This window comes from Psychrobacter sp. AOP5-GZ1-6 (genome assembly GCF_052376345.1).
GTDB lineage: Bacteria > Pseudomonadota > Gammaproteobacteria > Pseudomonadales > Moraxellaceae > Psychrobacter.
On sequence record NZ_JBQSVP010000299.1, the window covers coordinates 1 to 877 of the forward strand.

The window sequence follows — 877 nt, forward strand, 5'->3', positions numbered from 1 at the left end:
GACTACTCCGACGGCGTATCGCTTGCGGTTTCATCTAAAGAACGATGATGAAGTTCCTTATAGCTACACGCCGTACATAATAACTAATGAAAATACAGATGAAAAATTTGAAGGGATAACGGATAACGACGGTCATACTGAGACTTACTATTCTAGTACTCCTGATGGTTTTAATGTTCATCTACAGATTGAGGGCATAAAATATGGCGAATAATTTACCAACTAGCGGAGGTAGGGCGTCAAACGGTAAAGACTATACGGTTGAATGTACGATATCTGATGTCGCACCGTTTACTGTACATTTTAGACAGCCAAAAGATATGGCTGGACGCTATGGGTTTGATTACCCAAGAGATGCTGATAGGTATCCTATAGAAGAGGTTACTAAAAAGCTTAGTAAAAAGATGGTCTACACGCGGGAAAAGTTGTACAAAGACTCTATAGCGAAATTTAATAATATTTACTTGCAAAGTGCTAAGCTGTCTAAACAATTAAAAAGTAAAGACTATCTACCTGCTTGGCTAGTCATATTTCCAGATACGACCACTGCGAAATATAAAGGTGGCTCAGATATGCACTCTCATGGTATCCAACTTGACTTAGAACTACAGCAATTGATTGGCAACACCTCATCATTGAGCGCAAGTAAGTTTAAAACGTTGAGGTTTGAATCGTCAGCTCCTGAGAAGTTGACCATTTCCCCTAAAACTATACCAATAGCTAAGATTCTCGCCAAAGGTCGTACAGTAACAACTGTAAATGATACTAAAGGTAAAACCAGAAACGATTATATTAGTAAAAGAGCTGTATTAATTAGGGGTGTTAAAAATGAATTATTGAAAGAACACGTAAGTATTGCTGTTTACGCTGTTTCAAA

At 37.7% G+C, this 877-nt stretch carries 2 pseudogenes; both read left to right on the plus strand.

From position 1 onward, the window contains the following. A pseudogene (locus ACT3RN_RS15885) lies at positions 1-214 on the plus strand (hypothetical protein); the annotation flags it as partial. Further along, positions 204-877: pseudogene (locus ACT3RN_RS15890) on the plus strand (hypothetical protein); the annotation flags it as partial. The pseudogenes ACT3RN_RS15885 and ACT3RN_RS15890, both read left to right, overlap by 11 nt.